General features: G+C 58.8%; 22 protein-coding genes and 1 pseudogene. 18 read left to right on the top strand and 5 right to left on the bottom strand.

The window, feature by feature from the left end; all coding sequences use genetic code 11:
• The first annotated feature begins 3 nt into the window (after positions 1-3).
• The 9 genes from NUH86_RS06490 (at position 4) to NUH86_RS06455 (ending at position 8,944) form a co-directional block, all read left to right on the top strand.
• On the top strand, positions 4-1,161 hold the full coding sequence (locus NUH86_RS06490) for a thiolase C-terminal domain-containing protein (RefSeq protein WP_267251673.1): 1,158 nt from the start codon (positions 4-6) through the stop codon (positions 1,159-1,161).
• A gap of 1 nt (position 1,162) precedes the next feature.
• Positions 1,163-1,573: a Zn-ribbon domain-containing OB-fold protein gene (locus tag NUH86_RS24835; RefSeq protein WP_416365343.1), complete on the top strand. Its 411-nt coding sequence runs from the start codon at positions 1,163-1,165 to the stop codon at positions 1,571-1,573.
• A gap of 21 nt (positions 1,574-1,594) precedes the next feature.
• Positions 1,595-2,413: an alpha/beta fold hydrolase gene (locus NUH86_RS06485; RefSeq protein WP_267251672.1), complete on the top strand. Its 819-nt coding sequence runs from the start codon at positions 1,595-1,597 to the stop codon at positions 2,411-2,413.
• Entirely contained in the window at positions 2,410-3,612 is a 1,203-nt protein-coding gene (locus NUH86_RS06480) for a CaiB/BaiF CoA transferase family protein (RefSeq protein ID WP_267251671.1), read from the top strand. The genes NUH86_RS06485 and NUH86_RS06480 overlap by 4 nt, the downstream gene beginning before the upstream one ends.
• A 4-nt stretch (positions 3,613-3,616) precedes the next feature.
• Positions 3,617-4,408 (top strand): enoyl-CoA hydratase-related protein, encoded by a 792-nt coding sequence (locus NUH86_RS06475; RefSeq protein ID WP_267251670.1) that lies wholly within the window; start codon positions 3,617-3,619, stop codon positions 4,406-4,408.
• Position 4,409: 1 nt separating this feature from the next.
• On the top strand, positions 4,410-5,315 hold the full coding sequence (locus tag NUH86_RS06470) for an enoyl-CoA hydratase/isomerase family protein (protein WP_267251669.1): 906 nt from the start codon (positions 4,410-4,412) through the stop codon (positions 5,313-5,315).
• A 113-nt stretch (positions 5,316-5,428) separates the two neighbouring features.
• Entirely contained in the window at positions 5,429-7,072 is a 1,644-nt protein-coding gene (locus NUH86_RS06465) for a 3-(methylthio)propionyl-CoA ligase (protein WP_323749005.1), read from the top strand.
• 51 nt (positions 7,073-7,123) lie between these two features.
• A complete protein-coding gene (locus NUH86_RS06460) occupies positions 7,124-7,993 on the top strand; it encodes an SMP-30/gluconolactonase/LRE family protein (protein WP_267251667.1) in 870 nt (289 codons plus the stop codon).
• Between the two features lie 78 nt (positions 7,994-8,071).
• Complete coding sequence (locus NUH86_RS06455; protein ID WP_267251666.1) at positions 8,072-8,944, top strand: SDR family NAD(P)-dependent oxidoreductase; 873 nt, start codon at positions 8,072-8,074, stop codon at positions 8,942-8,944.
• Positions 8,945-9,159: 215 nt separating this feature from the next.
• On the opposite strand, the gene tnpC is transcribed toward NUH86_RS06455, so the two are convergent.
• From tnpC to tnpA, 3 genes are all read right to left on the bottom strand, one after another.
• Positions 9,160-10,719, bottom strand: coding sequence for an IS66 family transposase (gene tnpC / locus NUH86_RS06450; RefSeq protein WP_267249844.1), 1,560 nt, complete (start codon positions 10,717-10,719; stop codon positions 9,160-9,162).
• 67 nt (positions 10,720-10,786) lie between these two features.
• Positions 10,787-11,140, bottom strand: coding sequence for an IS66 family insertion sequence element accessory protein TnpB (tnpB, locus tag NUH86_RS06445; protein WP_253345114.1), 354 nt, complete (start codon positions 11,138-11,140; stop codon positions 10,787-10,789).
• Positions 11,137-11,559, bottom strand: coding sequence for an IS66-like element accessory protein TnpA (tnpA, locus tag NUH86_RS06440; protein WP_267249845.1), 423 nt, complete (start codon positions 11,557-11,559; stop codon positions 11,137-11,139). Before tnpA ends, tnpB begins: the two co-directional genes overlap by 4 nt.
• A 668-nt stretch (positions 11,560-12,227) precedes the next feature.
• On the opposite strand from tnpA, the gene NUH86_RS06435 reads away from it, so the two are divergent.
• From NUH86_RS06435 to NUH86_RS24830, 3 genes and pseudogenes are all read left to right on the top strand, one after another.
• The gene (locus tag NUH86_RS06435; RefSeq protein ID WP_267251665.1) at positions 12,228-12,701 is read left to right on the top strand and encodes a flavin reductase family protein; all 474 of its coding nucleotides are present in this window, start codon (positions 12,228-12,230) and stop codon (positions 12,699-12,701) included.
• Between the two features lie 137 nt (positions 12,702-12,838).
• Positions 12,839-13,237 (top strand): annotated as a pseudogene (locus tag NUH86_RS06430) (NAD(P)(+) transhydrogenase (Re/Si-specific) subunit beta); the annotation flags it as partial.
• A gap of 130 nt (positions 13,238-13,367) precedes the next feature.
• Positions 13,368-13,577, top strand: a complete 210-nt coding sequence (locus tag NUH86_RS24830) for a hypothetical protein (RefSeq protein ID WP_416365376.1) — start codon at positions 13,368-13,370, stop codon at positions 13,575-13,577.
• 117 nt (positions 13,578-13,694) lie between these two features.
• Here NUH86_RS24830 and NUH86_RS06420 read toward each other — a convergent pair whose 3' ends face one another.
• Positions 13,695-15,083: an aldehyde dehydrogenase family protein gene (locus NUH86_RS06420; protein WP_267251664.1), complete on the bottom strand. Its 1,389-nt coding sequence runs from the start codon at positions 15,081-15,083 to the stop codon at positions 13,695-13,697.
• 79 nt (positions 15,084-15,162) lie between these two features.
• Entirely contained in the window at positions 15,163-16,770 is a 1,608-nt protein-coding gene (locus NUH86_RS06415) for a GMC family oxidoreductase (RefSeq protein ID WP_267251663.1), read from the bottom strand.
• A 363-nt stretch (positions 16,771-17,133) separates the two neighbouring features.
• Between NUH86_RS06415 and NUH86_RS06410 the strand changes: the two genes are divergently transcribed.
• The 6 genes from NUH86_RS06410 (at position 17,134) to NUH86_RS06385 (ending at position 24,545) form a co-directional block, all read left to right on the top strand.
• Entirely contained in the window at positions 17,134-18,309 is a 1,176-nt protein-coding gene (locus NUH86_RS06410; protein ID WP_267251662.1) for an acyl-CoA dehydrogenase family protein, read from the top strand.
• A complete protein-coding gene (locus NUH86_RS06405) occupies positions 18,306-19,430 on the top strand; it encodes an acyl-CoA dehydrogenase family protein (RefSeq protein WP_267251661.1) in 1,125 nt (374 codons plus the stop codon). The genes NUH86_RS06410 and NUH86_RS06405 overlap by 4 nt, the downstream gene beginning before the upstream one ends.
• Positions 19,431-19,479: 49 nt before the next feature.
• Complete coding sequence (locus NUH86_RS06400; RefSeq protein ID WP_267251660.1) at positions 19,480-19,962, top strand: flavin reductase family protein; 483 nt, start codon at positions 19,480-19,482, stop codon at positions 19,960-19,962.
• A 108-nt stretch (positions 19,963-20,070) separates the two neighbouring features.
• Entirely contained in the window at positions 20,071-21,342 is a 1,272-nt protein-coding gene (locus NUH86_RS06395) for a cytochrome P450 (RefSeq protein WP_267251659.1), read from the top strand.
• A gap of 68 nt (positions 21,343-21,410) precedes the next feature.
• Positions 21,411-22,826 carry an aldehyde dehydrogenase family protein gene (locus NUH86_RS06390; RefSeq protein WP_267251658.1) on the top strand — a complete coding sequence of 472 codons (1,416 nt, stop codon included), beginning with the start codon at positions 21,411-21,413 and terminating at the stop codon, positions 22,824-22,826.
• 39 nt (positions 22,827-22,865) lie between these two features.
• Positions 22,866-24,545 (top strand): enoyl-CoA hydratase-related protein, encoded by a 1,680-nt coding sequence (locus tag NUH86_RS06385; protein ID WP_267251657.1) that lies wholly within the window; start codon positions 22,866-22,868, stop codon positions 24,543-24,545.
• Positions 24,546-24,606 lie beyond the last annotated feature (61 nt).

Below are 24,606 nucleotides of genomic sequence, written 5' to 3'. Positions count from 1 at the left end.
CGAATGAGCACATTAGCGGACAAATCCTGCATCGTCGGGATCGGGCAGACCGAGTTCACCCGCGGCACCGAAAAATCGGAATTGCGGCTACTGCTTGAGGCCATCGGCGCCGCGCTGGAGGACTGCGGCCTTCAGGGCAAGGATATCGATGGCATTGTCGGGCCACCGGTGGCCGCTACGGCTGAACAGCTTGCAGCGCATCTTGGCATTGCCGATCTGCGCTATGCTTCCACAGTGCTTATGGGCGGTGCGAGCCCAGTTGTTGCGTTGCAAACTGCGGCAATGGCAGTAGCGACCGGGGTTGCTGAATGTGTGCTGGTTCCCATGGGTTGGAATGGCTACACTGATCGACGCATCAGCAAGGTCGGGACGAACGTAGAGGCGATCGCCGGGTCGCTCGGCTCCTATTACATTCCCCATGGTGCCGTCTCGCCCGTGCAATGGTACGCTTGGCTGGCCACGCGCCACATGGCCATGTTCGGAACCGATGAGGACGCTTTGGCTGAAGTCGCCCTGACGAGCAGGAGCCATGCGCAGCTCAATCCTTCAGCTTTGATGCACGGTCGCCCGCTTACCCGCGAGCAATATGATGCATCGCGCTGGATATCGAAGCCATTCCGGATGTTCGACTGCTGCCTTGAGACGGATGGTGCCTGCGCTGTGATTGTCTGTTCGCCAGCTCGTGCTAAGGATTTGCGCAAGAAGCCGGTATTCATAGCCGGGGTTGCCGAAGGGCATCCTTATCCGGCGGACGATTTCTGTTCTCGAGAGGATTTCTTCCGGATCGGTCTGACTGAAGCGGCCCCGCGAGCGTTCGCTCAGGCAGGAGTTCAGCATGCCGACATCGATTTCCTCGAGGTGTATGACTGTTTTTCCTTCGTCTCTCTGTTGCAACTGGAAGCCATGGGCTTTTGCGGACGAGGTGAGGTTGGCGATTTTGTGAAGGGCGGGCGGCTCCGCCTGGGCGGCGACCTTCCGACAAACACACATGGCGGATTGCACTCGGAGGCTCACGTCTGGGGGATGAATCATGTAAACGAGGCCGTGAAGCAACTGCGGGGCGAGGCTACCGGTCGACAGGTAGTGGGCGCGCGCGTGGGAGTCGTGACCGGCTGGGGCGATTTTGGTGACGGCGGCCTAGCGGTCTTGCGGAGTGAATGACATGAGTGGCCAAATCAGTTTCATAGCGCCGGCGCGAAGCAGGCTCGCAAATGAATTTTACGCCTTTGCGCGCGAAGATAGGCTATGCATCCAGAAATGCTCGGGATGTCAAGCATGGCATCACATCCCGCGTGAACGATGCGCCCACTGCGGCTCGTTCGAACTTGCCTGGGCCGAATGTTCAGGACGCGGGACCCTTTTTTCCTGGACTGAGACCAGTACCCCACCATTGCCATCACTGATGGAAGACGTCCCTTTTATCGTTGCTCTAATCGAACTGGAGGAAGGCCCTCGGGTCATCTGCCGCCTAGTCGACGTCGATAATGATGATCTTGCGGTCGGACAGGCATTCAGGGCGAAGATGGTGTCATTGACTCCAGAATTCTCACTGACGGTGTTCGTGCCCGCCTGATTGCCATTTTTGGAGATTCGCATGCCCTTCTTCAAGACCGCAACGGATCGATCGTTGTACTATGAGTATTATCCCTCCTCCGGGCCAGTTACTGTCTTGATCCATGGTTGGGGGCTCAATTCGCGCGCATGGGACCCAACGATCGATTTCCTCACCGGTAAAGGTCATGCCGTCATGGCGTTTGACCAGCGGGCTTGTGGGCAGTCCGACAAGGACTTTCCAAGCGCGAGCATCGAGGATGGCGCGAACGATCTTCTCGCCCTCATCAATGCGCTAGCTATCGATGAGGTAATCCTGAACGGCTGGTCCCAAGGTGGTGCCGTTGCGGTGGAGGCAGCAGCCCTACTAGGGCGCGCTTGCAAGGCTTTGGTGCTGACTTGCGCTGCTACGCCGCGCTACACCGATGCCGAGGACCTCACTATCGGCATAACAGGAGATGTTCTTGCCGGCATGGCGGCATCTTTCAGACGGGACAAAGTCGCCACCGCTTTGGCAGTTGCTACAGGCTGTTTCACGGCAAACCGGTCGCGCGAAGACGTTGCGGCGGTTCAGCGAATGTTCCTGCAGACAGGCCCGATGGCGATCCGGACTCTCGAAGCCCTAGGACCTCTCGACCAACGCACCATCATGCGGAATCTGCATCTGCCCACTTTGATCATGGCTGGTGAAAATGATTCAGTAACACCTTTGATCATTGCTCAAACTTCGCACGAACTAATTGCTCAGAGCCGGCTAGTAGTTTTGCCTGAGTGCGCGCACGTGCCGATGATCGAGTGCTATGATCAGTATCATTCGGAACTTTCCAACTTCATCGTTGAAATCAAAGGGGGGCGGCCGTGAACACCTCTTCATCGACAAAAGGAATGCTGGAAGGGATTCGTATCATCGATCTTTCGACGATCGTTTTTGGTCCCTACAGTACGCAAATGCTGTCCGATATGGGCGCGGAGGTTATCAAAATAGAATCTCCTGACGGGGATTTTTTCCGGCAAAGTGGTAAAGCCAAGCATTGCCCCGACATGGGCCCGATCCATTTGACACTGAACCGTGGCAAGAAGTCAGTAGTCCTGGACCTCAAAAATCCGGAAGATCGTGAAGCCCTCATCGAACTCATTCGCTCAGCGGATGTTTTCATTCACAACGTTCGGAGCATCGCGATCAAGAAATTGGGCCTGGACTATGAGGCAATCGTCCGCGAAGTTCCCGAAATCATCTATGTGCATTGCGTCGGCTACGCCTCGGTGGGGCCCTATGCCGATTTTCCCGCATATGACGACACTATACAGGCTGGCAGTGGACTGGTCGACCTGTGCGCCCGCGCAGCAGAACCGTATAATCCGAGGTTCATGCCGACAATCGTGGCGGACAAGGTTAGCGGTCTTTACGCAACTCAGGCTGTGCTTGCGGCTTATATCAATAAGCTGAAGGGCGGCAAGGGGCAGTATGTCGAAGTACCGATGTTCGAGTGCTTCGTGCACTTTCTTTTGGAAGAACATCTGTTCGAAAGAACCTGCGAACCACCGGTCGGATCCTTCGGCTATCGCCGCATCATGGACAAGGACCGCAAGCCGTTTCCGACTGCGGACGGCTACATCAGCATCCTGCCATACACAGACCAGAATTGGCACAATCTGTTCGATCTCCTCGGTTGCCCTGAAGTGCTTACGGCAAATCCCGTAGAAGGATCTTTGCTGCGAGTTCAACATGTCGGAGAGTTCTACGCAGCTATTGCACAGCGAACACCTAGCCGCACCACCGGTGAATGGATGACGCTATTGAGTCAGATTAACGTGCCGGCAATGCCGGTTCGAAAGATAGACGAACTGCTCGAAGATCCGCAGCTTGTTGCTGGCGGTTTCTTCAAGCTTGTCGACCATCCCACCGAAGGACCATATTTCCAGATGCAACCTCCTGTTCGGTTCAGCGCTGGCACTTTCACGCCGGGACATGCGCCGCGCATCGGTGAGCATACGAAGGAACTATTGGGCGATATCCGAGCACGTGCTCAAGCCGAAGTGTCGGTCAGAGCTGGAGAATGATGTGATGGACTTTAAATTCGTAAAGTACGAGGTGCGCAAGCAGGTCGGCATTCTCACTCTCAATCGCCCGGACGTCCTGAATAGCATTACGCGTGAAATGCAAACTGAGATCAGGGCGGTCTTGCAGCAAATCGCGGACACGCGGGATTGTCGCGTGCTGGTCATTACCGGTGCGGGTCGTGGATTTTCTGCCGGCGCTGACTTGTCAAAGATCGACATGACACCAGACGACGGCCTTATGGAGCGGATCGATCCCGGCAAGCTGCTGAGCGAGGCTTACAACCCGACAGTTCGGATGTTGCAAGGTCTTCGTGTTCCCACGATTGCGGCCGTCAACGGCGTTGCCGCCGGTGCAGGGGCGTCGCTTGCGCTTCAATGTGATATTATCGTTGCCGACACCAAGGCTTCTTTCATCCAGTCGTTTAACAAGATTGGAATGATCCCCGACGCCGGGGCGACCTGGACTCTGGTCAATAAAATTGGCTATGCGCGCGCCATGGGGCTTTGCATGACCGGCAAGCGCCTCGACGCAGCCACAGCAAAGCAATGGGGTCTTGTCTGGGATGTCAGCGACAACTGCCTGGACGACGCCATCACCCTTGCCGGCCAACTCGCGCAGATGCCAAGTGACGCGCTTGTCACGCTGCGCCAGATCATGAGCTTGGCCTGCCAGCAAGACCTGGAGTCGCAACTTGAGGTCGAAACGCAGCACCAATCCCGCCTTGGTAAATCTCCCGATTTCGTCGAAGCAGTCAATGCTTTTATGGAAAAACGCCCCGCCGTATTTAAGGAATAGCTTGGCGCCGTCATCTTTAATTCAAGGCTGGCCGTATCAATGGCAGCAAGCCGAAAGCTGTAAATCCGGAGCGGATCAACATTCTGAAGAACTGTCCAGAAAAAAAGGTGAGGAATACATGCCTCTAGTTTTGCATAATGCTCAGGATGGCATTCATACTGTCACCTTGAATTCCCCAGAAACGCTCAATGCGATGTCTTATGAGCTTATGGGCGAATTGCTGGACCAACTAAAACGCATCGATGCTGAGCAGGGTGCCAAAGCCGTGATCCTCACGGGCAATGGCCGCGGTTTCTCCTCTGGCGCAGAACTGGGCGCGATGGACACGCGCATGACCGAACCAGGGTTCGGTGCTGGCGTTGCCCATTTCATGCACACCATCTGCTCGCCTGTGGTTGAGCAAATCTGGGCATCGCGTGTCCCGGTCATTGGTGCCATAAACGGTCCCGCGGTGGGCGGCGGCTTTGGTCTGGCGATCGCTTGCCATATCGTCATTGCCGCTCGTTCGGCCTACTTCAACCTTCCATTTTCGTCTCGGCTGGGACTATTGCCTGACATGGGCGCAACTTGGCTGCTACCGCGCATTCTCGGTTATAGCCGCGCATTGTCTTTGTGTCTGCTGGGGGAACGCCTTTCAGCCGAGGATGCCGTGCGCATCGGCCTCATTCATCAGTGCCATGACGACTCTGTGTTACTGGACGAGGCGAGAAACCTTGCGGCGCGACTGGTGGGCGTTTCGCCATCTGCTTTTCGTGAGCTCAAGCTGGCATTCCAGGCAGCAGATCATAATACGCTCAGTGAGCAGCTTGGACTGGAAGCTGATCGGCAGGGCGTGTTGATTGAGGAACCGGCGTTCAGGAATGCGGTAGAGGCCTTTGTTAAGGGGCGGACCGCTCGCCAGAAGTGAACGGGAAACGAATCTCGCGGACGCATCTGCAGCCTTGCGGGTGATACAAGATTTGCCGGGGGTGCGCTAATGAATGCGGCCTGGTTCGGTACGAAGATGAGGATCATTGAGCTGTGCTTTTGGGACACATGCAAGATCGCCCACTGCTGATCTCGGACATAATTTCCTTCGCAGAACGTCACCATGGGGATGCACAAATCATTTCCCGCCGGGTGGAGGGCGACCTGCATCAAACCACGTACCAAGACTGCGCTTCGCGGGCTCGCCAAGTCGCAAATGCCGTCGAAGCTGAAGGGCTCGCGGTATCGGATCGGGTAGGAACAATTGCATGGAACGGCTACCGTCACCTCGAGCTTTACTTCGGTGTGGCGGGGGCAGGGCGCGTCCTTCATACCATCAATCCTAGGCTCCATGCCGATCAGGTCGCCTGGATTATCAATCACGCGATCGACCAGATAATCTGCTTTGATCTAAGCTTTCTGGAGCTGATCGGTCAGATCCGTGGTCAGTGCCCTGCTGTCAAAGCATGGATTGCGCTATGCGGCCCGGAATCTCTCTCCGATACCGATCGCGCATCGGGGCTCATCAGCTATGAAGAGTGGATCGGCGCGCAATCGAGCGCGTACCATTGGCCTGCCTTCGACGAACATGGGGCGGCCAGCCTGTGTTATACCAGCGGGACCACCGGCAGTCCCAAAGCCGTCCTCTACAGTCATCGCTCCACCGTTCTCCACGCCTACGCCATCAGCCTGCCTGACGCGATGGGCTTTTCAGCGCGCGATTCAATCCTGCCACTTGTGCCGATGTTCCATGTCAACGCTTGGGGGATTCCCTATGCGGCGTCGCTTACCGGGGCAAAGCTCGTGTTTCCAGGCCCCCGGCTAGACGGCCAGTCCGTCTATGAACTCATCGCGGCGGAAGGCGTGACGTTTATCGCCGGCGTCCCGACCGTGCTTCAATCGCTGGTGTCGCATGCCGACAATAATAAACTGGAATTGGCTGATTTGCGCCGCGTCATCGTTGGCGGCGCTGCTTGTCCCCCGGCATTGCTGCGCAATCTGCGCGAACGGCGGCAACTCGATGCGATCCACGCATGGGGTATGACAGAGATGAGCCCGTTGGGAACGCTCAGCATGTTGAAACGAAAGCACGAGAAGCTCTCCTATGATGAGCAGTGGGCACTGCGCGAAAAGCAAGGAAGAGCAGTCTTTGGGGTAGATATGAAGATTGTCGACGACGAGGGCGTGGAGATGCCTTGGGATGGTATTACTCCCGGGCACTTGCTGGTTAGAGGACATTGGGTGATAACCCAATACTTCGATCCAACCGGAGATCGCAAGGACGCTGGCGGAGCCGACGCCCAAGGATGGTTTGCCACCGGTGACGTCGCGACAATCGACGCGGACGGATTTATGCAGATTACCGACCGCAGCAAGGACGTGATCAAATCGGGCGGCGAATGGATCAGTTCGATCGAAATCGAGAACCTCGCCATGTCCCATCCCGACGTGGCTCTGGCAGCGTGCATTGGTGTGCCTCACCCCAAATGGGATGAGCGACCGGTTCTCGTAGTTGTCCTCAAACCCGGCGCCACAGCAGACCGGGATGATCTCCTGGCCTTCTACGAAGGCAAGATCGCCAAGTGGCAGATTCCAGAAGATGTCATCATGGTCGATTCTATCCCGATCGGCGCAACCGGAAAGATTCTGAAGGCGAGGTTGCGGGATATGATGAAAGACTACCATCTTGAACAGTGACTGCAATCAGCTGGCAACAAGCGTTCCAGAATTCAACCCAAGGAGGCGAGCTTGAAAATCGAGCGGTTGGGAAGCGTGCGGTCTGTGCTGGGCGAAGGTCCCTACTGGGATGTGATCGACCAGCTCCTCTACTTTGTTGACATAAGGGAATGCCGGATTTGGTGTTATGATCCGGCAGCAGGGCGCTTCCGGAACTGGACGACCCCCAAGCAGCCCGCCGCGATAACACGCGTTGCCGGTGGCGGATTTGTCGTGGCCCTTGCCGATGGTTTTTACAAATTCGATACCGGCACGGGGCATTTCACGCCGTTAGCGCAAGTCGCAGGCCTTGGTACAATAGAGCAGTTGAATGACGCCAAGGTTGATCGACAGGGCCGCTTTGTGGCCGGCGGGACGTCAAAGGCAAGAGAACCGATTGCCTCGATATACAGCTTCGATGGCGAAACCGTGAACATGCTCGATACCGGATTCACAATCTGCAACGGTCCCTGTTGGAGCGTTGATGGAGGAACATTCTATCTTGCAGATACCATCCCGAACAAAATTTACGCCTACGACTATGCTACGCAAACCGGCGAGATTGGCGGCAAACGTCTGCTTGTCGACTGCGCCGATATTGGCGGGCTCGCCGATGGGGCGACTGTAGATGCTGCGGGCAGGATCTGGATGGCATTCTGCGGCCAAGGCAAGATTGCCTGCTTCAATCCCGATGGAACTGTCGAACGCATCCTCGACACGGGCGTGAAATGGGTGTCCAGCGTCCAGTTCGGCGGTCGCGATCTGGACCGGCTGTTCGTGACTAGCTTTGATCCGGCGGCCGTCGCAGGCCGGCCCGCCGACGATCCCAGCGGGTATCTTTACGTCATTGACGGACTGGGGGCAACTGGGCTGCCAGAGCCGCTCGGGCGCTGCATGACGTAGATTTACCCAAGATAGGCGCGAGGCGCCTATGTTGCTCGTCCGCGCGCGCGAGAAGACCTCTCCCAATAGCGATATCGGATGCGTTTGGCTGAAACTGCAGGAATAGTGAATATGGCTGGCTTTGAGGGGAAAGTGGCACTCGTAACGGGCGCTGGAAGGCAACGGGGGATCGGTCGCGCCGCGGCCTGCCGTCTCGCCCGGGAGGGTGCGTTTGTCGTGGTCTCCGCAAGACCTCGTGATACTTCTTCTTTTCCTCCGCATGAGCGTGCGACCGGATGGCGAGGCGCGCAGTCCGTAGTTGATGAAATTGTCGCGGCAGGTGGGCAGGCTCTCGCGCTGCCGTGTGATGTCAGCCAGCCAGAACAAGTGGATGCCATGGTTACGCAGATCATGAATTCTTGCGGCCGCCTCGACATTTTGGTGAACAATGCCGGCGTGCCGAGTGAAGCTGGGGCCGCGCCGATCATCGGATTGGACGAGCGCCTTTGGCATGAGACAATCGATATCAATCTGACTGGCGTCTTCCGCGTGTCAAAGGCATGCGCCGCCCAGATGATCAACGCGGGAAAAGGGGGGGCAATCGTCAACGTCTCGTCGATGGCGGGACGTAAGGGCATGCCCAATTTGGGTGCTTATTGCGCGAGCAAATTCGGTGTCATCGGCTTAACCCAGCAAATGGCTGCCGAACTTGCCGGACATGGCATTCGGGTCAACGCCATTTGCCCAGGCGCAACGGACACCGACATGGTGGATGGTACGTATAGACGACTGGCCACTGCGGCCAAGATGGAGCGAGAGGCGATGCTCGCTGCGGCTGTCGCGACGATTCCAATGGGCAGGCAAGGCAAGGTGGAAGAACAGGCGGCTGCCATTTCCTTCCTCGCGGGGCCAGATGCGTCATATATCACAGGCCAGACTCTTAATGTTGATGGTGGGGCTTGCATGCGATGATTCTTGAAGTCAGTGATCAGGCGGCAAAGAAAACGACGGTCAGGCAAGCGAGCGAATGTCAGCCGGGTTCGGCTTGGTCCGCCGTGATCCCTGGTTAAGATGAGATCGAGCCAATTCAGACAATGTACGCCACTTATCATGTGCTCCTGTTCGGAAACTCAAGCGTGAACCAAGCAGGTGGAACGTAAGCGCTAAAACACTCCCACTGGGAGGCGTTAGGCGGCCTGATCGATGACGGCGCTGACGGGGGTGCGGCTATCTAGCCAGTTGTAGGGGAGCAGATCATCGATCGGATCTGCGTCGCCGCGCAGGACGATACGGGCGAGGACGTCGGTGAGGTAAGCCTGCGGGTTGATACCGCTCAGTTTGCAGGTTTCGATGAGGCTGGCGAACGTCGCCCAGTTTTCAGCCCCCAGATCATGACCTGTGAACAGGGCATTTTTCCGCTGGAGGGTAAGCGGCCTGATTGACCGCTCAACGGTGTTGTTGTCCAGCTCGATCCGTCCATCCTCGAGGAAGCGGACGAGGCCTTTCCAGTGGTTGAGGGTGTAGCCGATAGCCTCAGCCGTGTTGGAGCTCCGCGGCAGCTTGGGCAGCATTTCCTCAAGCCAGGGCCGCATGTCGGCGATGATCGGGGCGGATTCAGCCTGGCGCACCGCCAACCTGTGTTCGGGGCTGGAGCCTCGGATACGCGCCTCGATCTTATAGAGGCTGGCGATCCGCCGCAGCGCCTCATCGGCGACCGGAGCGTTGCCACCCTTGGCGTCGTCAAAGAAGCCACGCCTGACATGCGCCCAGCAGAAGGCGAGCGTTCCCGGGCCGCCTTTCCGGTCCGGCGCCTCTATGTGCTTATAGGCACCATAACCATCGCATTGGACGATGCCGGTGAAGTCCCCGAGCAGCTTTTCCGCCCAGACTTTCCCGCGACCCGGCATGTAGGTGTAGGCGACCGCCGGTGGATCGGTGCCGCCATGCGCGCCATCATCACGAGCGATCGCCCAGAGATATCCCGTCTTCACCTTGCCGGTGCCAGGCGCCAGGACCTTGGCGGTGGTCTCATCGACGAACAGCCTCGCGCCCGACAGCAGATCCACTTTCATCCGGCTGGTCAGGCGACCAAGCCAGGCCGCAGCTCGACCCGCCCAGTTGCACATGGTTCCCCGGTCGACCTCGATGCCCTGCCGCCGCAGCGCCTGCGCTTGCCGATAGAAGGGCATGTGATCGGCATATTTCTTGACCAGAACATCGGCGATCAGCGCCTCGGTGGGCAGGCCGCCTGGCACCACATGCTTAGGCGCGGGCGCCTGGAACACGCCCTCGCTGCAGGCGCGGCACGCCATTCTCGGTCGGGACGTGACGATGACGCGATATTGTACCGGGATGACATCAAGCCGGCTCGATATGTCGCTGTCTATGCAGTGCAGCGCGCCTCCACAGCAGGGACATTCCTTCTCGTCTGGAAGGATCACTTCCTCAATGCGGGTCAGGTGCGCGGGCAACGACGCCCGTGCTGTCCCGCTTTCCCTTCGTGCCCGTTCCTTCTTCTGACCGGCCGCCTGCTCGCCAAGCGCCTCCAGTTCAGCACGGGCGACGTCAAGATCATCGAAGGCAAGCGCCAACTGATCTTCGCTCAGCTTCTCCGACCGTTTCCCGAAGGTCGTGCGGGTGATATGGTCGATGATATGCTGCATCCGGGCTTCACGATCGAGGCCGGCCAGGACCATCGCCTTGAGGGTGGCGACATCGTCGGGAAGGTCGGCTGCCGTGGCGGACATGCCCCATTTCTGGCAGTTTTGGATCGGTCCGCAATGGCCTTTCGATCAAGGGAATCAGGCGTGCGACCTATCGCGTCGTCACCGGAACCTGGGTGCGCGGCGTGTGCATTTTCGACCATTGCAGCCCTTCGAACAAGGCCGACGCCTGCGATGCCGACAGCCGCATCACGCCATCGTGCGCCCGCGGCCAATGAAAGCCTCCGGTCTGCAAGACCTTGCTCACAAGCACCAGGCCGGTGCCGTCCCAGACCAGCAGCTTGATCCTGTTCGCCCGCTTCGAGCGGAAGATGAAGACCACCCCCGAGAAGGGCTTGAGTCCGAGTTCATGCTCGACCAGCGCCGCCAGGCTGATCGCGCCTTTTCTGAAGTCGACCGGCTTTGTCGCCACCATCACCTTGAGCGGCCCTGGCGGAATGATCATCCCGACCGGCTCACAGCGGCGAGAACCCGGGCGATATGTTCCTCGCTCGCGCCCGACGGCACGTGGATCGCGATGGCGGCCGTGCGGATCACGATCTCATCGCCTCCACCATCAGCCGAGCTGGGACCACCCGCATCTTCGATCACCGCCGGAACAAAGCCCAGCTTCTTGCTCGCCAGGCGCTTGCCCGGAATGCTGTCATGCCGCCATGCGTAGAGCTGCTGCGGCAGCAGCCCATGCGTTCGCGCAATTTCCGCGATGTTGGCGCCGGGTTCAAAACTCGACGCGATGATCCGTGCCTTGGCCTCGGCCGACCAGCGCCGCCGCATCGGCCCTGCTGGAATGACATCCATACGCGAGGGCCGCTGACCCTCCTGCCTTTCGAAACCTGTTTCGAAGGTTCTTACATCATCAGCCACTACGATACCCCTCGGATGAGGGGCGAAACATAGCCAGATCAGCGCCTGCGAAAATGTGGGGAGGTTTTCGCGCTTACGGTGGAACCGCCGGCCGACTTGGAAAACGCGGTAAACCAAAAATTTAAAGCAATCGCTCCAACGAAATTGGATCGGGAACTGGTCTAGCTATCATTTCTCGATTTTCGTCAGGTGAGGCCTTCCAGCTTTGGGCATGGTGCTCGCAAGACTTGCAAGAACCAAAAGTGAAAGCACTTCAGCATCGAATATAAAGATTTGGATGTCGGCAGACAGTGTGCCGGTCCGAGCCCAATCGTGGCGGCGGCGTGCGCCCCGAGACGGGCAGGCCACCAGATCCACGGTCGCTACCCCGGGCGATCGGGCGTCGGCCCGCCTGCTCGCTAGCGGAGGATCGGGATGCCGACCACGGACATTTTGGGTGCCAATTTACTATCTTGCAGGAACCAAAAAAGTGGTACATATATATAAACAATAATATGATAGTCTTCGACTTCCTGCGGATTGGGATTACCGATGGATAATATTGGGCTTAAGGCAGTGTCTAGGCTGGCAGCTTGACGGCAATATTTCTGGTACGTGTTTATAATATGTTCAATTGGCGCTTGCCTCCTGGAATCGGTTGTAAGTGCGAAAAATGGGTGTGTGGCGCAATGATTGATCAATTTCGAAATGCTTTGAGAGGCCTTGCGCGCTCAGTCGTTATCATTTCAGCGGCGGAGGCAGGTGTGCGATACGCTATGTCTGCTACCGCATTCTGCGAGGTCAGCATGGCCCCGCCGTCGCTGCTGATCTCGGTCAACAAGAGTGCCTCTATATCTCCGGTGCTACTCCGGGGGAATGCTTTCGCTGTCAACATTCTTCCGAGCGGGCAAGAGGATCTGGCTAATCGCTGTGCCGGAGCTGCCAAGGGCGAGGAGCGCTTTGCGACGCACGACTGGAAGATGTCCAAGGAGGGGGTTCCATTCCTTGCAGATTGTCAAGCCTCGCTGGTTTGTCAGAATGACACCAATCTGGACTACGGCACACATGTGATTTTTGTCGGGCGTGTCCTGGAAGTCTTCGGCGATGGCACGCGAGATCCGCTGATCTATCTTGACGGGCGCTACGCCCAAGCTTCGGCTTGAGGTCGGTCGTATGCAGATATTTGCTTCAATCGTGGCGTGAGGTCGTGGCCCCTCACCGATTCGGTCCATGCGATGAGGCGGTATTTGATTCTAATCTAACGTTATATTTTGACACAGTGGGGGTGGGATGAAGTACAGGATTTCTGCTGATCATCCCGATCGGTGGCGCGGACATGCCGGTGGTGGTCTCGATGCTCAACTCGTACTCAGGCTGGGCTGCTGCGGCGATGGGTTTCACGCTTCATAATACTGCGATGATCGTGACCGGTGCGCTGGTGGGCTCTTCCGGTGCCATCCTTTCCAACATCATGTGCAAAGCGATGAACCGCAGCTTTTTTGCAGTGATTGCGGGCGGGTTCGGGGCTGAGGCTTCTGCTGGCGACGGGGCGGCGAAGGAGCAGCGTCCGTGGAAGCGCGGCGCTGCCGAAGACGCGGCGTATATGATGAAGGAAGCCGAGAACGTCATCATTATCCCGGGCTATGGCATGGCCGTCTCCCAGGCGCAGCACGCGCTGCGCGAGATGGGCGACGTGCTTAACCCGTCCTATTCACCGGGGTGACCCGGAAGGTTGGCGGGAGTCGCGCAAGGCTCTGATCTGAAGTAGGAAATTGGGTGTCTAAGCCGCCCCTACTCCGGGGCAGAAAATGCCGCAGGCTACACCCGCCATGACCGAGCCTATCCGAAACGAAATTCGATTCCCAGCGATCGCACGCAAGAAGATCACTGCCGCCTTCGATGGTGGCCGGTTGACCTCGGACGGCGGTGTTCTTTTGCTGGCCAAGGCAGAGCGGGAGGGCCGCGACGACGAAGAGCGCGCAGGGCAAATGGCCGATGCGACGCAAGTCCAGTTCGCGGTCGAGTTGATCGTCGGCTGAGCGAAGCGGACCTGGAAAAGCTTCACGCCAAAATCGGCCAAATTCGGGCTGAGTTAAGCGCGTGGGCTGCAACAGTCGCCACACGAAGGATCATGGTTGTCAGCGTCCTTAAACTGGCTAAGGCTTGGCTGCGTTGATGATTTTAAGCTGTGTATATTCCTTCAGCCCGTCCAGGCCTTGCGAAACGCCAAAACCTGACTCTTTTGCCGCACCGACTGGTATATCGAAGGGCATCTCCAGATGTCGATTGACCCAAACGACGCCACTTCGAATATGCTTTGCCAATTCGATGCCCCTTAGGGGATCCCCGGTCCAGACAGTCCCACCAAGCCCGAATTTTGAGTCGTTTACGCGGCTGATCAATTCGTCGATCGTCTCATATCTGAGGATCGGAATGACCGGACCGAACTGCTCCTCCGCCACCAGACGATCCTCGTCCGACAAATCTCTCACCACGGCGGGCGTAATGAAATATCCCCCATGGGTCGATGCTTCTCCGCCTGTGATGACATTGCCGTTCTGCCGGGCATCATCGATGATTTCGCGGACGCGATCGAATTGTTGCCTGTTCTGGATCGGCCCCATGTTGGTTTCCGGATCAAGCCCGTTCCCCACGACCATGTTGTCGGCGAGGCGCGCCAATTCCGTGCACAGTTCATCATATAAGGATGCCGGGGCATAGACGCGCTTGGCCGCGAGGCAAATCTGGCCCGCGTTCATCATGGCAGCAGAGAGAATTCTGGGTGCGATGCTCTTTACATCAACATCATCGAGAATGATGGCGGCATCGTTTCCGCCCAGTTCCAAGGTAAGGCGCTTGAGGGAACTTGCTGCGCTTTCCATCACCCTTTTGCCGGTAGCCGTCGATCCGGTGAAACTGACCTTGGCTATATCCGGATGGCTCGTCAGGCGCGCGCCTAGGTCATTAGCGTCGATAATGATGTTGAGAACGCCAGGCGGTAGCGCCTCGGCGGCAATTTCACCCAGTAGCGCGGTCGTCAACGGGGTGGTTGGTGCCGGTTTGGCAACGACCGTGTTGCCCACATTCAAAGCTGCCGCAATCTTGCCGACGATCAGGATCAGCGGAAAGTTCCAGGGGGCGATTGCCGCTACCACGCCGAGCGGTGTGCGCTGCTCAACGAAAAGGCCGTCTTCCCTGTCGTGCATGATTTCCAGCGGTAACTCGTTCTCGGCATGCCAACGAAGAATGGCGACGGCGCCTGCGACCTCATATCCGGCTTCCAGCAATGGCTTGCCCTGTTCACGGGTGAGAAGACGCGCAAACTCGTCCTTCCGCCGCTCTAGCTGCGCTGCCAGCTCGCCAATGCATTTCCGGCGATCGCTATAAGGCCGTCGTGACCATTCCGGATATGCGCGCCTGGCTGCGGCTATTGCTTCCTCCAGTTGTGCTTCATCAGCACGTGCGCAAACTTCAAACGGCAGGCCGGTGGCCGGGTCCACGACATCTAGGGTCGAACATCCATTAACAAGCTGACCGTCGATCAAAAGTCTGTATGTCACGTTCTGAGCCTCGCTGATAAATGGATTGAATGAGATAGAGCGGGGATGCGGGAGCCGTTCCCACTCAGGACATGGCCGGAGAGATGCCCTTGATGAGATCCGCGGCCTTTTCGCCGATCATCATCGATGCGGCATTGGTGTTTCCACTGACGATCGCCGGCATGATCGAGGCGTCCGCCACCCGCAGCCCGTCGATCCCGCGTACTTTGAGCGTCGTTGGATCAACCACCGCCAACTCGTCCACACCCATCTTGCAGGTTCCGCATGCATGATAACCGCTATATATTGTGTCGCGGATATATTGATCGAGATCCTCGTCGCTTTGCACTTGCTCGCCCGGCGCGAATTCCGGCCCGCGCAGATCGTCAAATGCCGGCTGCGCGAAAATGTCCCGACCCATTCGAATGGCTTCGCGTGTGATCCGGATATCTTCGGGGTCGGAGAAATATTTTGGATCGATCACCGGCGCCTGCCGCGGATCAGCGGATGAAATCCGAACGGTTCCCCGGCTGCGTGGCCGGGAGAAGTTGGCTACGGCCGTGATCCCTTCCCGCTTTATGATGATGCGACCGTGATCCTGGACCATGATCTTGGGAAAGTGAAATTGGATGTCGGGTTCTGCGAGCGCGTTGTCACTTTTCAGAAACGCAAGAATCTCCTGCCCGTTGGAAGTCGTCGGGCCCGAGGTGAAGAGGGCATATTGCGCCAGCGCCTTTATCGTGTTGAGCGGCTTCATCTTGCCCAGTTCCGACCAGGGCTTGGTGATCTCCTGCTGAAGGTTCACTGTGAGGTGATCCTGCAGGTTCTCGCCAACGCCTGGCAGATCCACGACCACGTCGACCCCCGCAGCGCGCAGCAGCGCCGCAGGCCCAACGCCCGACAGTTGCAGAAGCTGGGGAGAATGCACGGCGCCGCCAGAAAGGATGATCTCACCGCCTGTATCGAGGCGATGCAGTTTCTTTTTTGAGATATATTCAACGCCTACGGCGCGTCCCTTTTCGAACAGGATGCGCGTAACATGAGCCGACGAGATGATCCGGAAGTTTGGCCGTCCTGCAGCCTGCGCTAGATAAGTGGATGCGGTACTCTGTCGACGGCCATTGGCGATGTTCGAATTAGCCGACCCGAAACCTTCCTGCGTAGCGCCATTATAATCGGGGTTGATCCGATAGCCTGCCTCGATGCCGGCCCTTATCACTGCCTGGCCCAGATCCGACATGTCTTCAATCGGCGGACCTGCGCTTACACCGATCGGACCGTTTCCGCCTCGATAGGGATCTTCACCCTTTTCAAAACTTTCCAGTTTCTTGAAGTAGGGCAGGCATTCGCGATAGGACCAGCCCTGCGCTCCGGATTCCGCCCAGCCGTCGAAATCTCCAGCGTTTCCGCGCACAAAAACGAGCGCGTTGATGGAACTGGAGCCGCCAAGAACCTTTCCGCGCGGGAAATACATGGTGCGCCCGTTCAAACCCGGCTGTGGAACGGTTTCGTAGCACCAGTTCCCCATCCCGGCCTTCACCAAGCCCAGATAGCCTGCAGGCATGTGGTACAGAAAGCTGCTATCGCGCCCCCCGGCTTCGATCAGCACGACATTGGCGTTTGCGTCCTCCGAGAGGCGGGCAGCGATGATCGCACCTGCGGAACCCGCGCCAATGACGATATAGTCGGTCAAATTGGGGACGCCTTTCAATTTATCAATGAATACAGGTCAACGATGTTGCGCCGCTCATCGCGGCACGCGCCGCAAATGGCTGATTGATATGGTTGGCCGGCGCGAAACTCATGCAGACGAATCCTCTCGGCATCCCATATGGCATGTTTTTGCCAAGCGGGGGCCAGGACGGCGTCCGCTCGAGCATTCATTCCATATGGAATGACCGCGTAACCAGCCAAGTTCCGATCTCAGTATTAGGTCGCCTTCACATTCCATATGGAATGCCTTGCGCCGCGTCGCGCCGACCGAGTTGCGCTGACAGCCAGCAATGATACCAGCGATCCAGGCGCCGGTCGGCAGAATGCAGGTTGAGGATGCGGCATGAGCGAATTGATTGAACTTCCGGAGGATTTGGGCGAGTTTCGCCGCGTTGCACGGGCGTGGCTTGCCGAACAGAAATTTCCCGTCATCCCGAATGATCCTGACGAGCGGCTTCAGGCGCTGCGCGACTGGCAGCGTTATCTTGCGTCCAAGGGCTGGCTGGGTCTCGGCTGGCCGGTGGAATGCGGAGGGCGGGGCCTTACGCTGGTGCATCAGGCGGTCTTCGCGCAGGAACTCACCCGCGCCGGTGGTCCGCCACCGATGATCAACGCCGTAGACGTGGTCGGATCGACCATCGTGGAATTCGGAGACGACGAGCAGAAGCGTCGGCTTCTGCCCAAGATGCTGACCGCAGAGGAGGTCTGGTGTCAGGGCTTTTCCGAGCCGAACAGCGGGTCCGATCTCGCTTCCCTGACCACGACGGCCGAGCGCGTCGAGGGCGGCTTCATCGTCAATGGCCAGAAGATTTGGAGCACGCGCGCTACGGTCGCGACCTGGATCGCACTGCTTGTCCGGACCGACCGTTCGGCCCCTGCGCACAAGGGTATCTCTTATCTGGTGCTGAAGCTCGATACGCCCGGAATAACGGTGCGAGGCATCGAGCAGTTGAACGGCGAGGCGGAATTCGCCGAAGTAGCATTTGAAAATGTGTTCGTGCCCGAAGACGGCCTGCTCGGTTCGCTGAACGAAGGCTGGGCTTATGCCATGCACACCCTCTCGTTCGAGCGGGGATGCTATATGCTTCGCCGTACCACGGACCTGGCGATGGATTTCCAGATGGTTGTGGACGAACTGCGCGCCGGTGGTGCGCCGGTCGAAGATTGGGTGGCGCGCCGCATAGGGGAGCTGGACGCCGACCTTTATGCCTTTGAAGCCCAGTCCCGTCCTATCGCGGCACGGCTGATGGCGCGATCGGACGAGCCGGACGTGACCGATTCCCTGGACAAGATGGTGCTCGCGGCGTTTGAGCAGAAGCTGTCGCGCTGGAGCCGGGAGCTGCTGGGCGGATATGCGAATATCTCCTCCCGCCATCCCGGAGGGCTGGATGCCGACCGCATCGTCCAGAGATATTACTGGAGCCGGGCCGCATCCATTTATGGCGGCACCGCACAAATTCAGAGGAACATCGTGGCGGAGCGTATCCTAGGCCTGCCCAGAGAAGGTAAGCTTCAGTGAGCATAGACATTGAACTGAACGAGGAAATCGCCCGGGGTGCGTCTCGGTTCCTTGCGGCGCGAATGCCGATCAAGCCGACCGGCCCATTTCCTTCCAGTGAAGAACTGAAGAGCGTCTGGACAGAATTGCTGGGCCTTGGATGGCCCTATGTTCTGGCGACCGATCATGGATCGTCCGCCGGCGCTTCTCAGGTCGAGGCGATATTTCGTTCGATTGGCCGGCACCCCATCATCGGCCCCACGATCGACATGTTCATCGGTCTCCCGCTGACATGGCGCGCGGCGGAAGAAGTGGCGCAGCAATTACTGGAACCCTATATGATGGGAGAAAAGCTGCTGGCGATGGCGCGCCTGACCGAAACGCCTGACCAGCGCGTCAGCCCGGACGTATGGGCGGGATGCCGGTTTTCCGCCGACCGGATCAGCGGTTTCAAGACGTTGGTCGATAATGTCGAATTGTGCGACGCCCTCCTGGTCCATGGTCTCGATGGTGACGAGCCGGTCCTCTTGCTGGTGGACGCCGCCGCGGCCGGCGTGCGCGTCGAGAAACTTTCGACGCCCGATCTGTCCCGGCGCTTCGCGATGGTTCATTTCGAGCAGGCGGCCGCAACCGTTCTGGTTCGTGGGACGCAGGCCCTGCAGGTCGAACAGGCGATCGAGCGGTTCGGGCGGCTGGCAACGGTCGCGGAATTGTGCGGGCTGGCCGAAACCGGCCTCGCTATGGCTGTGGACTACGCCAAATTGCGCAAGCAGTTTGGCCGCACCATCGGCAGTTTTCAGGCGATCAAGCATTTGCTCGCCGAAGGTAAGATGCTTGAATATGGCTTGTCCTGCGTGTCGACAAGGCTCGCGGAGGAGATGGAGGAGGCGGTTGATGGGGACGGCGGCGCGTTGGCGGCGACGCGGGCGCTTTGCTATGCGAGCAGGAGCGCGCAATCCGTCTTCGACATCGCGCTGCAGGTCCATGGCGGGATTGGCTTCACGCTCGAATATGGGCTGAGCTGGTATTATAACCGTGCGGCGGGGCTTTGGGGCCTATGGGGAGATCCCAATAGCTTGGCTTTGCAACTGGGGCGCCGGCAATGCGGCTGCGAGCCGGAAAATGGCGCAACGGCGGGCTGACTGTTCCGCGCCTCTTTTCGGTGACGACGCTTGCGTGTCAGGATGAAGTATGATCGACGAACAATTCAAACAGGCCATGCGGCGGCTTGCTTCCACGATTGCCATTCTGACGGGCGGCGAAGGTGATGGCTGGACGGGGATTGTCGCAACGGCGGTGACATCGGTCACCGCCGATCCGCCCACCTTGTTGGCTGCAGTCAACCGCACGACCAGCCTGTCGCCGGTGCTTCATGAAAATGACCGCTTCTGCGTCAATCTGCTGGCTAAACGTCATCGCGACCTTGTTTCGGTCTTCAGCGGGGCCATCAAGGGCAGGCAAAGATTTGACACCGGCGAGTGGCAGCCATCGCCTTCCGGTCTGCCCGTCCTGTGCGACGCCGCCGCGAGCCTGGAATGTCAGATCACGTCACGCATCGATGTCGGCACCCATACATTGTTCATCGGTGAGGTAGTTGAAATCGTCAACCATCCCATGATCGACCCTTTGATCTGGATGGACGGCCGGTTTGCGTCGGCGGCGCTGGGCGATTGACGCGGGCCAGTGCCGCTGAACAATTTATGGTTGATCAACCAGTAAATTTTACCTAAGCCGGAAACGAAAAACGCGAACGACCTGTCGGCGCGGAGAGGAGTCAGCGATATGAATGTTCCCCAATCTACGGCCGACGTGATCGTGGATCCCAAAGCCTACGCGGATCGTGACCCGGTGGATGAAGCTTTTGCCTGGCTTCGCCGCAACGCGCCCTTCGCGCAGGTCCAGCCCAAGGATTATGATCCGTTCTGGGCCGTCACCCGCTATGCCGATATTCAGGAAGTGGAACGGCAACCGGAGATTTTCGGCAATGGCGGACGTTCTGTCATCCTGACCACCACCGAGGCCGACAGGAAGGTGCGCGAGCTGATGAACGGTTCGCCGCACTTGGTCCGCACGCTGGTGCAGATGGACGCGCCCGATCATATGGCCTACCGGCGGCTGACGCAGGGAGCATTTCTTCCCCAGGGACTCAAGCGGATCGAGAGCCGGGTGCGTGAAATCGCCCGAGAGGCTGTCGAAAAGATGGCGTCCTTTGGCGAACATTGCGATTTTGCGCGTGACGTGTCGTTCCTCTATCCGCTTCGCGTCATCATGGAACTGCTTGGCGTCCCCCAGAGCGACGAAGCCTATATGCTCAAGCTGACCCAGGAACTGTTTGGCGGGGCAGACCCCGATCTTAACCGTTCTGGCGCCGAGGTCGACAAGATCAAGGCGGTGGAAAACAGGCACGCGATCTTCACCGAACTGGAAGGCTATTTCTCCCAATTGACAGAGGACCGCCGCCGCTGTCCGCGTGACGATGTGGCGACGATCATTGCCAATGGAGAGGTCAATGGCTGTCCCATGGGTCACAAGGAGGCGATGAGCTATTATACGATTGTCGCGACTGCGGGCCATGACACGACGTCCAACACTTTGGCGGGCGGTCTCTGGGCGCTGGCCGACAATCCGGATCAATATGCGAAGCTCAAAGGCAATCCGGCGCTCATTCCGGGCCACATCGACGAATCCATCCGGTGGGAAAGCCCGATCAAGCATTTCATGCGCTGCGCGACCAGGGATGTCGAGATTGCGGGCGCGCAGGTAAAGGCGGGCGACTGGCTGATGATGTGCTATCAGTCGGCCAATCGCGACGAAGCGGTTTTCGACGATCCGTTCCGTTACAACATCGAACGATCGCCCAACCGACATCTCGCTTTTGGCTATGGTCCGCATCTGTGCCTGGGACAGCATCTTGGACGCATGGAAATGCGCATCCTGTGGGAGGAGTTGCTGCCCAGGCTCGACCATGTCGAACTGGATGGGCAACCGGTCCGCTTCAAGGCAAATTTCGTATGCGGACCCAAGAGCGTTCCAATCCGCTTCAAGATGCACTGAGCGGGCCGAGCCGCAATTTCCGTGCGGACCCGATGGTGTGTCGGCGGTGAGCAAATGAGGAAAGTGCCGTGCGTTTCGACAGCGAATATTCCATGACGATCGGCGGCGCGGCAGTGGCGGGCACCCTTGATCTGGGCGTGATAAATCCCGCTACGGGGGAAGTGTTCGCGCAAGCGCCGGTCTGCACGCCTGCGCAGCTTGACGAGGCCGTATCGGCCGCTCGGACCGCCTACGCCCGGTGGCGGCACGTGCCCGTTTCTGAACGCCAGGCTATGCTTTGCCGCTTGGGCGATGCCCTGCTCGACCATGCGGAGGATTTCGCGAGGCTCTTCACAAAAGAGCAGGGGCGGCCTATCGCGGGAGCACGGGTCGAGGTCGAGGCGGCAGGCAACTGGATCAAGGCCGTGTCCAGGATGGAACCGCCCGTCCATGTGTTGGAAGACAGTCTTCAACGGTTCGTCGAAACACGCTATGTGCCGTTGGGTGTCGTCTGCGCTATCGCGCCGTGGAACTTCCCGCTGACGCTGGCGGTCTGGAAAATCGCGCCGGCTCTGTTGGCTGGCAACACGATGGTGCTCAAACCGTCACCCTTCACGCCGCTATGCACGCTGAAGATGGGCGAGTTGTTCGGCGAAATCCTGCCTGCGGGCGTGCTGAACGTTATTTGCGGGAATGATGATCTGGGACCGCTAATGACCGCGCATCCCGGATTTGCGAAGATCGCCTTCACCGGCTCGACCGAGACCGGGAAAAAAGTGATGGAGACAGCTGCCCGCGATCTCAAGCGCGTCACGCTCGAGCTTGGCGGCAATGACGCCGCGATTGTGATGCCTGATGTCGATCTGGATCAGGTGGCGCAGAAGATTTTCTTCGGAGCCTTCTTCAACAGCGCACAGATTTGCATCGCGACGAAGCGCCTCTATGTCCATGCTTCCATCTACGACGCGTTGCGGGATCGTCTGGCCGCTCTCGCTGGCTCCACAAGGATGGGTGACGGTTCAGAACAGGGCGTGGTTCTGGGGCCAGTTCAGAACAAGCGGCAATATGAACGGGTCCTGGCATTGATCAACGATGCCCGCGCGAATGGGTTGAAGCTTATCCAAGGCAGCGCCCCGGCCGGAGAAGGCTATTTCGTTCCGGTCACCATCGTAGACAACCCGCCGGAAACGTCCCGGGTCGTTCGCGAGGAGGCCTTCGGCCCGGTCCTGCCCATGCTGAAGTTTGACAGCATCGACGAGGTCGTCGCGCGCGCGAATGACTGCGAGTTCGGCCTGGCAGGCGCCGTCTGGTCGGGAGACGAGAATATCGCGCTGGAGATTGCTCGTCGGCTGGAAACGGGCACGGTTTGGATCAACCAGAATCTCCAGGTCAGGGCCGACGCTCCCTTCGCTGGGCACAAGCAGAGCGGGTTCGGCGTGGAGAACGGCCTGGAGGGACTGCTGGAATATATGGTTCCACAGGTCGTCAATGTGGCACGCGGCTGACAGGCCGACGGGATGGAACAGGATAAAAGAGCCGGGCGCATGCTGATGGTGAACGACGTGACCAGCTATGATGTCGACCGTGGGGTTGCGATGATCGTCGTCGATTCTCCGCCGGTCAACGCCTTGGGCGCCATCGTGCGAAAGGGGCTGGCGGAAGCGCTCGCGCGGGCATCGGATGACGAAGCGGTTCTGGCGGTAGTCATCATGTGCGCCGGACGCACTTTTTTCGCCGGCGCCGATATAAGCGAGATCGGCAAGCCCATGGCCGAGCCGACCCTGCGCGACCTGCAGGTGATCCTCGAAGGCATGACCAAGCTGGTGGTCGCCGCCATTCATGGTTCCGCGCTGGGCGGTGGATTGGAACTGGCGATGGCCGCCGATTATCGCGTGGCCGCGCATTCGGCCCGGTGCGGTTTGCCTGAGGTCAATCTGGGGCTGTTGCCCGGCGCCGGAGGAACGCAGCGGTTGCCCCGTCTGGTGGGGATATCGAACGCGCTGGACCTGATGCTGGCAGGGGAACCGATCGCGGCGGCGGCAGCGATGGAAATGGGATTGATCGACCGTCTGGTCGAAGACGGTGCGTTGGGCGAAGGGGCTGTCGCCTTTGCGCGAACGGTCGCACATGAAAAGGCGTCGGTCATCAAGACCCGGGACCGGACAGACCGGATGCCCTCCTCGCCCGAGCAGAAGACGCAGGCCCGCAAGCTAATCGAGATGTTGCGCCAGCGCCACGACGGCTACAAGGCGAAGCAGAATATCATCAGCGCGGTCGAAAAGACCATTGATCTGTCCTTCGCGGAAGGAGTCGCTGCAGAGGCGATACTCTTCGAGGAGTTGAAGACCAGCCCGCAGTCCGCAGCCTTGCGCTATGTTTTCTTTGCTGAGCGGCAAGCCGCCAAGCCGCCTGAAACAGGAGCCGGCGCGACCCGCGGTATCGACAAGGTCGCCGTCCCGGCGGTCGGTCCTTCTGCGGAAACCCTGGTGCGGGAAGGGGAGGCTGCGGGCATTGTCATTGAATCCGCCGGGAAGATCGCCGACGCCGGCCTGACTTTTGAAAATATGCCATCTTTGATGGCGGACCATGATCGGATCCGGGCCATCGTCGGAAACGGGTCTGACCCGGCGTATCTGGAGATTTGCCTGGGTACAGACCCCCGGCGGTCTATATTGTTCGAGATCGTGCAAACCGACAGGTCCTCTATCCAGGACATCGGTTCCCTTTTCCGCTTCGGGAAGGACATAGGGCGTCTGTGCGTGTTGAGCCACGGGGCGACCTCGATATGCGACCGTCTTGCGTTTGCGCGCGATCGGCAGATTGAGCAGCTTCTAAGCGAAGGCCATGCCTTGCCCCGGATTGTGTGTGGGTTGCGCGGCTTTGGCTTTTCGATCCCCCTCGGGCCGGAAGTGGAGGGTGACGAACGGGACGAAGCGCGTTCCGAACAAGAGTTTGCGCCTGATCTGCTGGAGCGCGTGATCCTGGCTATCGTGAATGAAGCGGCGCATGTGCTGCAGGAAGGCGCGGCGCGAACGGCTTCGGACATCGACGTGGTGGCGGTGATGGGCCTGGGCTGGCCGCGTTACGAAGGGGGGCCACTCTACTGGGCGGATAGTCAGGGACTCCCATCAATAAGGGCGCGGCTGGAAGCGCTGGGGAAGGACCATGGAGACGCTTTCAAGCCTGCGCGCATTCTTAGCCAGGACGTGCTGGTGCAGCGTTGAGAGTTTATCTGCAGTCCGTGTGTGATTGAGAGCATCGCTTGCCCGGGTGGGTCAATGATGC

It is taken from the genome of Sphingobium sp. JS3065 (assembly GCF_026427355.1).
Classification (GTDB): domain Bacteria; phylum Pseudomonadota; class Alphaproteobacteria; order Sphingomonadales; family Sphingomonadaceae; genus Sphingobium.
Note: the sequence above shows the minus strand (reverse complement) of the source record. Positions and strands in the feature narration are given on the sequence as shown.